The 7,809-nt window shown below is 50.1% G+C and carries 10 protein-coding genes; 7 read left to right on the forward strand and 3 right to left on the reverse strand.

The genetic code is table 11. The annotated features are described in order from the left end of the window. The 3 genes from COO59_RS21375 to COO59_RS20060 form a co-directional block, all read left to right on the forward strand. Positions 1-71, forward strand: a 71-nt coding sequence (locus tag COO59_RS21375; protein ID WP_223349232.1) for a hypothetical protein, incomplete at its 5' end; no start/stop codon positions are given. Positions 72-376: 305 nt separating this feature from the next. Then, positions 377-1,837: a glycoside-pentoside-hexuronide (GPH):cation symporter gene (locus COO59_RS20055; RefSeq protein WP_103061422.1), complete on the forward strand. Its 1,461-nt coding sequence runs from the start codon at positions 377-379 to the stop codon at positions 1,835-1,837. Between the two features lie 31 nt (positions 1,838-1,868). Next, complete coding sequence (locus tag COO59_RS20060; protein ID WP_103061423.1) at positions 1,869-3,125, forward strand: glycoside hydrolase family 27 protein; 1,257 nt, start codon at positions 1,869-1,871, stop codon at positions 3,123-3,125. A 338-nt stretch (positions 3,126-3,463) separates the two neighbouring features. On the opposite strand, the gene COO59_RS20825 is transcribed toward COO59_RS20060, so the two are convergent. Together COO59_RS20825 and COO59_RS20070 are read right to left on the reverse strand one after the other, a co-directional pair. Then, on the reverse strand, positions 3,464-3,964 hold the full coding sequence (locus COO59_RS20825) for a helix-turn-helix domain-containing protein (RefSeq protein ID WP_133158627.1): 501 nt from the start codon (positions 3,962-3,964) through the stop codon (positions 3,464-3,466). Continuing rightward, positions 3,945-4,250, reverse strand: a complete 306-nt coding sequence (locus tag COO59_RS20070; protein WP_103061425.1) for an AraC family ligand binding domain-containing protein — start codon at positions 4,248-4,250, stop codon at positions 3,945-3,947. The genes COO59_RS20825 and COO59_RS20070 overlap by 20 nt, the downstream gene beginning before the upstream one ends. Before the next feature lie 598 nt (positions 4,251-4,848). Between COO59_RS20070 and COO59_RS20995 the strand changes: the two genes are divergently transcribed. From COO59_RS20995 to tnpC, 4 genes are all read left to right on the forward strand, one after another. Further along, positions 4,849-4,998 carry a hypothetical protein gene (locus COO59_RS20995; protein WP_165786549.1) on the forward strand — a complete coding sequence of 50 codons (150 nt, stop codon included), beginning with the start codon at positions 4,849-4,851 and terminating at the stop codon, positions 4,996-4,998. 88 nt (positions 4,999-5,086) lie between these two features. Beyond that, positions 5,087-5,464, forward strand: coding sequence for an IS66-like element accessory protein TnpA (tnpA, locus tag COO59_RS20075; RefSeq protein WP_004118218.1), 378 nt, complete (start codon positions 5,087-5,089; stop codon positions 5,462-5,464). Continuing rightward, positions 5,461-5,808, forward strand: a complete 348-nt coding sequence (gene tnpB, locus COO59_RS20080) for an IS66 family insertion sequence element accessory protein TnpB (RefSeq protein WP_103061426.1) — start codon at positions 5,461-5,463, stop codon at positions 5,806-5,808. The genes tnpA and tnpB overlap by 4 nt, the downstream gene beginning before the upstream one ends. 49 nt (positions 5,809-5,857) lie before the next feature. Next, the gene (gene tnpC, locus COO59_RS20085) at positions 5,858-7,396 is read left to right on the forward strand and encodes an IS66 family transposase (protein WP_016808813.1); all 1,539 of its coding nucleotides are present in this window, start codon (positions 5,858-5,860) and stop codon (positions 7,394-7,396) included. Positions 7,397-7,582: 186 nt separating this feature from the next. Here tnpC and COO59_RS20090 read toward each other — a convergent pair. Beyond that, positions 7,583-7,809, reverse strand: a 227-nt coding sequence (locus COO59_RS20090; protein WP_001642742.1) for an IS1 family transposase, incomplete at its 5' end; no start/stop codon positions are given.

A 7,809-nucleotide genomic window follows, 5' to 3' on the forward strand; every position in this document is an offset into this window, starting at 1 on the left:
CTATGGCCCTGGTACGAGCGCTGAACAAAATGACGAAAGCAGGTATGCCTGAAAGCGTGCGTATTGCCTGAAAACACAACCCGCTACGGGGAAGACTTACCCGAAATCTGATTTATTCAACAAAGCCAGCGCTAGGTTAAAAGAAGAGCAAATTAAATTATTAAAACGATATTTGTGAAGAGTCTCACATGGAGGATTCAGCAGTGGCATTGTCCATACATGTAGCAGTACAAATCTGTGTTTTATTCATTAAACCGGATATTCTTTTGATGAAATAAAACGAATTTTCCATATTTACATTTTAATGAAAATTTAATTCTATAGATAGATGCCCAGTCCGTTCAGATACCGTACAAAATTAACCAAAGGTGGGATCATGAAAGCACAAGCCTCGGTCGGCAGACTGCCCTTCGCAACCAAAATGTCTTATGGCATTGGCGGTTTTGGCAAGGACTTCGGCCTGGTTGTTGTTAATACGTTTCTTTTTTTCTATTACACCGACGTGGTGGGCATTAAAGCCGAAATCGTCGGGCTTATTTTTCTGGTCGCCCGCTTCTGGGACGTGATTGCCGATATCTTCATTGCCTATTTAATAAGCAAAACGAAAACGCGCTGGGGAAAATATAAACCCTGGATCCTGGTGGGAAATGCACTTAACGCCGTAGCAACCGTTTCGCTATTTTCGGCTCACTATTTTAGCGGCGATGCGCTCCTGGCCTACATCACCCTCACCTATATCATCTGGGGAACAACCTACACCCTTTCGGATGCGCCATTCTGGTCCCTGCTGCCAACGATAACGCTGGATAAAAAAGAGCGGGAATCGGTCATGCCCTGGCCGCGTATTTTTGCCTCTGCCGCAAACTACATTGCCAGCGCCGTCGCGATGGGTACCGTACATCTGTTCGGCGGCAGTAACGATCGGCTTGGATTCCTGCTGCTCGCTGTGTTTTGTGGCGTTTTAGGAACGATCAGCGCCACCATTACCTGCCGCTGGGTGACCCGAAATTATAAAGAAGATGATATGGAGGACGGCACCCCGTTCAGCCTCAGCATGGCATGTAAAATCATCGTAAAAAATAATCAGCTGCTCTGGCTGTTAGCCATAGCGATATTCTTTATTATTTCCACCAACATTACGCAGGCGATCAATATTTATTACTTCACCTATGTGATTGGCGCACAGAGTCTGTTTTCCGTCTTTATGATAGTCGGCGGATGCTTTGGCCTCGCTTCCATTGTCTTTTTCTCTAAAACGGTCGATCTTTTTGGCCGCAGGGCGATATTTATAACCTCACTGCTTTGTCCTGTCGCATCCTGTTTTCTGCTCTACGCTGCGTCGCTGCTGAGTAGTGGGTGGGCGGTAAACGCCATTATTCTTCTTTCCGGCGTATTTATGGGGCTGGCTAACGCCCTCTACTGGCTGATGATTTTCATTATGGTGGCCGATACGATTGATTACGGCGATGCCCGCATGGGATTACGTGCAGAAGCCGTTTCCTATTCAGCACACTCGCTGATGATCAAACTCGGTGCCGCGATTACCGGTTATCTGGTAGGCACTATGCTCCATGCCATTCATTACGTGCCAAAAGCCGTACAAACTCCGGAAACGATTTCAGGCTTCCATCTGATATATGTTGCCCCTTCCCTGCTTTGCCTGGTGTCTTTATTTATTTACTGCCGGTTCTACACGCTTAACGATGAAAAGATTATTTCCATTCAGCTGACGCTGGAAGAAAAATACCGCGATATACGGTCTGACGGCTCGGCATCCGCCCTTTCTGACAATATCATCGCAGGCGGCCCGGCTCGCGAAAATGCTGTCAGGTTATGACAGCGTATCATCTCAACTTAATGAGGGATTTATGAAAAACATTGCTCTTACTCCACCAAAAGGCTGGAACAGCTGGAACATTTACGGTGCATCGGTAACTGAACAGGAAGTCAGAAATAATGCCCAGGTGATGGCGGAAAAACTGAAAGCCTATGGTTGGGAGTATGTTGTGGTGGATATTCAGTGGTATGAGCCAACCGCCTCCACTTCGCTGTATAACACCTTTGCACCGCTGTGTCTGGACGAGTACAGCCGCCCCGTGCCTGCGGTCAATCGCTTTCCCTCTAGCGAAGGCGGACTGGGGATGAAACCCCTGGCGGATTATGTGCATAGCCTGGGCCTTAAGTTCGGTATACATATCCTGCGCGGTATCCCACGGGAAGCCGTACATCGGCGCATGCCGCTGAAGGGAACCACTCTCACTGCGGACCAGATTGCCACTAACACCATCTGCCCGTGGAATTCAGATATGTACGGCGTGAATACCCGTCTTCCCGAGGGACGTCAGTACTATGACTCGCTGATGGAGATGTATAGCGCCTGGGATATCGACTTTATAAAAGTCGACGATATTGCCTTCTCCAAAATTTATCCGGACGCGCATCTGGATGAGATTAAAGCCATTAGAGAGTCCATCGACCGCATTAACCCGAATATCATTCTCTCGCTCTCCCCCGGTCCAGCTAACTTACGTGATGGCAGCTTCCTGCAGGAGCATGCAAACATGTGGCGACTGACCGATGATTTCTGGGACGAGTGGCCGATGGTGCTTGAGATGTTTGAGCGCTGCAATCAGTGGTCCCCCTTTATTCGTCCGGGAAGCTGGCCGGACTGCGATATGCTGCCGCTTGGGCATATTGCCATCCGCTCGGATGAGCGCGGGGTTTCCGAACGCGATACGCGTCTGACCCGCGACGAGCAACGGACCATGATGACGCTCTGGTCCCTGTTCCAGTCGCCGCTGATGTTTGGCGGCGAGCTGACTCTGCTGGATGACTGGACCTTCAGTCTTCTGGCGAATAAAGAGTTGACCGAGATGCACCTTAAGCTGAAGCATCAGAAACAGGTATGGCGTGACAATACCTGGATCGTCTGGCAGGCCGAAGCAGATGATAGCAACTATACCGCAATATTTAATATCTCGGACACGCATGCAATTCTGCCGCACGACATCGCCGCGCGATTTATGCCTGCAGCTGGTGGGTTGGAGATGTGGAGCGGGCAGAGTACTGAAAGCGTCAGGGACGCCATCCCATCGCACGGATGCTTAATTTTCCGGGCGATCTGATAGTCACACGCCAAGGATGGCGTGTAACTGTCTGGGAAAAAGATAAGCCAACTATCCTTGCACATCCGCAATAATTTCACATTGTGCCGATGTATTCCTGTCTGTCCTTCACATCCAGGGGTAAGCCGTGTCTTACCAAGTTGTAACCAGTCACCGCACAATGGCGTGGTTCAGTACTAGCTATACACGTCGATTTTTAGCCATGAACCTGCCAAACTGCTTGTCGCCGTGCTGCTAATACTGTTCAGCTGGAACATCCTTGCTTGGTGATATTGGTGCTGCTGAATGTGATATTGTGAGGCCGTCTTAGATAGAAACAGTAGCGGCTTAAGAGATAGTCAAAATATCATTGAGCCTTCAGGTTCATTAAGTTTCATAAATTTTCGAGGCGAAACCCCGATCACCCGTGTGAAAAATGTCGTAAAGCTACTGGCACTTGAGTACCCAAGCTCAAATGCAACCGTTGTTATTTTTTCACCCCGCGACAATAAGTCAATAGCGATAACAAGCCGTAATTGCTGCCTCCAATTTCTGAAAGACATGCCGGTTTCCGATACAAATAAACGTGCTAATGTTCGTTCGCTGCTGTTTGATGTCCTTGCCAGTTCGCCCAGTGACAAGTCCGTACCGGGATTTCTTTTCATCAATTCTGTTGCATTGCGAAGGCGTAAATCATTGCCATGTGGGATAAACAGAGTCGGGCTGATTTTTGCATCCCGAATATGTAACTGGATCAGCTTCGAAATCAGCTCTAATCTTTCATAATCATTACTGCTTTCTGTACGATCAGACAATAATTTAAAAATTTTTAAGGATTCTTTAATTAATTCCCGCAGCAAATGAGATACTGTAATAGGGCTGACATTCAGCAGGAAGTTGATCTAGGCGACTACCCTCAATTTCAATCAAAATCACATGAGAGTCTTCACTGTAAGAAGTGGCATGTTGCCTTCCTGCGGGAAGCCAGAGGGAAAGACCTGGAGGTATAAGCCACCACCCTTTATCAGTTTTGATAATCATTGTTCCTTGGAGTATGGCAGCCAATTGGCCAAATTTATGGCTATGGTTAACAATGTTTTTTCCAGACAGGTGATGAACTTCCAACACCCTGAAAAACTGCTCCATTTACTGCCCCCTCATTTTAATCGGTATTATCTGATAGCTTGAATTATGCTTACTTTTACTGTTATAACACACTACTATGTAATAAAATTTCGCTGAAGGCCTCGTGGCACATTCCCCAGAATCTTTCATCATATAGTATCTGCTTTCGATAATTACGCCGCCATACGACCATAAGTCATGCGTTAAAGACAATATCATCTGTCATCCAGAGTTTCATTAACCAGTCGAAATTTTTCCGGGTTAACTGAGAACCTTCGCTGCCAGATACGGACAGGATCCGTTGTGTAAGTTATGTGCGCCAACCAAAGCTTATCTGATTACCCGCAGTTATTCACTGTCGTCGCATACGAAAACCAGCTAATTTTTCTTTCTGACATTCTGACATCCCCAAAAACTCACGCTTGGGATTTTCTATTGTTGTAAGTTATGCTCGTACATACCCGTTTGTAGTCGTTTTACACTTATTGAAGACCGACTCTTTATGCGAGCATGGCAAGTTCTCGACAACTTTTGGCTGATTGGCGAAAGAAAACTTTGAAATTTTCTATAAAATATAGCGATGTTAATCAGATGTTTTCGAAGACACAGAGGTGTAGTTATGTCATCACAACTTCATTTTGCAGGCATTGCAGGAAGCATTAGAAGCTCGTCACATTCAAAAAGCATACTCAAAGCTATTAAAGGTATCATTCCAGTAGACGCAAGTATGGAATACATTGATATTTCCAGCCTGCCTTTTTACAAGTAAGCGTACAGCGTGATCCGTCTGGTCATAATCTGAAGCATCCGACAAAGTGGTGTCCACCAAATAAGTAGTGGGAACCAAAGTGTCAGATATGCAGAAAAATATGACTCCCGGCAGGCGTAAAGGCTGCCCTAATTATTCTCCTGAGTTTAAACAGCAACTCGTTGCTGCCTCCTGCGAACCCGGGATATCCATCTCAAAACTGGCGCTTGAAAATGGCATTAATGCCAATCTGCTCTTTAAATGGCGCCAGCAGTGGCGCGAGGGAAAGCTGCTATTACCTTCCTCTGAGAGTCCTCAGTTACTTCCTGTGACTCTCGATGCCACCGCCGTACAACCAGAACCGCCCGCTGAGGACTCAGAGCTCAGCATCAGCTGTGAGGTAACGTTCCGGCACGGGACACTCCGCCTCAACGGCACTGTCAGCGAAAAGCTTCTGACTCTGCTGATACAGGAACTGAAGCGATGATCCCGCTACCAACAGGCACCAAAATCTGGCTGGTTGCCGGTATTACCGATATGAGAAACGGCTTCAACGGGCTGGCTGCAAAAGTGCAGACGGCGCTGAAAGACGAACCGATGTCCGGCCATGTCTTCATCTTCCGGGGCCGCAGCGGCAGTCAGGTTAAACTTCTGTGGTCCACCGGCGACGGGCTGTGCCTGCTGACCAAACGGCTGGAGCGCGGGCGCTTCGCCTGGCCGTCAGCTCGCGATGGCAAAGTGTTCCTGACCCCGGCGCAGCTGGCAATGCTGCTGGAAGACATCGACTGGCGACAGCCGAAGCGGTTGCTGACCTCCCTGACCATGCTGTAGGCTTCTTTATCCTGGTTGTCGCAGAATAAGCCTGGTAAAATGCTGGCTTATGAATGACATCTCTTCTGACGACATCCTTCTGCTGAAACAGCGCCTTGCCGAACAGGAAGCGCTGAACCGTGCCCTGCTGGAAAAGCTGGCAGACCGGGAGCGCGAAATAGACCATCTGCAGGCGCAGCTGGATAAACTTCGCCGGATGAACTTCGGCAGCCGTTCCGAAAAAGTCTCCCGCCGTATCGCACAAATGGAAGCCGATCTGAACCGGCTTCAGAAAGAGAGCGATACGCTGACCGGTCGGGTGGATGACCCGGCAGTACAGCGCACTCTGCGTCAGACCCGCACCCGCAAACCGTTCCCCGAATCACTCCCCCGCGATGAAAAACGCCTGCGGCCAGCGGGTTCCTGCTGCCCGGAGTGTGGTGGTGCGCTGAGTTACCTGGGTGAGGATGCCGCTGAACAGCTGGAGCTGATGCGCAGCGCCTTCCGGGTGATCCGGACCGTACGGGAAAAACATGCCTGCACAAAATGTGATGCCATCGTGCAGGCCCCCGCGCCTTCGCGCCCCATTGAGCGGGGTATCGCCGGACCGGGGCTGATGGCCCGCGTGCTGACCTCAAAGTATGCAGAGCACACACCGCTGTATCGTCAGTCTGAAATATACGGTCGCCAGGGCGTGGAACTGAGCCGTTCACTGCTGTCGGGCTGGGTGGATGCATGCTGCCGGCTGCTGTCCCCGCTGGAGGAGGCGCTTCAGGACTATGTCCTGACTGACGGTAAACTCCATGCCGATGATACCCCGGTCCAGGTGCTGTTGCCGGGCAATAAGAAGACGAAGACCGGGCGGTTGTGGACGTATGTTCGTGATGACCGCAACGCCGGGTCAGCGCTGGCACCGGCGGTGTGGTTCGCCTACAGCCCCGACAGAAAAGGCATCCATCCGCAGACCCATCTTGCGGGGTTCAGCGGTGTGCTACAGGCGGATGCGTACGCCGGGTTCAACGAGCTGTACCGCGATGGCCGGATAACGGAAGCCGCCTGCTGGGCTCACGCCCGCCGTAAAATCCACGATGTGCACGTTCGCACGCCGTCAGCCCTGACGGAGGAAGCCCTGAAGCGTATCGGCGAACTGTATGCCGTGGAGGCGGAAATAAGAGGAATGCTGGCGGAACAACGGCTTGCTGAACGTCAGCGGAAAACGAAACCGCTGCTTAGTACCCTGGAAAGCTGGTTGCGTGAAAAAATGAAAACGCTGTCGCGACACTCGGAGCTGGCAAAGGCGTTCACGTACACCCTGAACCAGTGGCCGGCCCTGACGTACTATGCAGAAAACGGCTGGGCCGAAGCCGATAATAACATCGCTGAAAATGCGCTGCGGATGGTCAGTCTGGGTCGTAAAAACTGGTTGTTCTTCGGCTCAGACCATGGTGGTGAGCGGGGAGCGTTGCTGTACAGTCTGATCGGGACGTGCAAACTGAACGGCGTGGATCCAGAAAGCTACCTTCGCCATGTCCTTGACGTCATAGCTGACTGGCCGGTCAACCGGGTCAGCGAGCTGCTACCCTGGCGCATCACACTGCCAACTGAATAACACATCCCCGTCAATACGGTTCTCGCTGTACGCTTACCATGCTTCTGAAGCATTAGAAATTGATCTGGCTAGTTCAAAGGCTGGGATGGATCACTTTGGAATCGTTGCTTAAACGGTGGACAAATTAATTATGGTAAGTAACTAAAAATGAGAATGAATCATACCAACTGCGGTAATGGTCCCAACTTATTGATAGTGTTTTATGTTCAGATAATGCCCGATGACTTTATCATGCAGCTCCACCGATTTTGAGAACGACAGCGACTTCCGTCCCAGCCGTGCCAGGTGCTGCCTCAGATTCAGGTTATGCCGCTCAATTCGCTGCGTATATCGCTTGCTGATTACGTGCAGCTTTCCCTTCAGGCGGGATTCATACAGCGGCCAGCCATCCGTCATCCATATCACCACGTCAA

Origin of the sequence: Mixta theicola (genome assembly GCF_002895925.1) — a bacterium.
Taxonomy (GTDB): domain Bacteria; phylum Pseudomonadota; class Gammaproteobacteria; order Enterobacterales; family Enterobacteriaceae; genus Mixta; species Mixta theicola.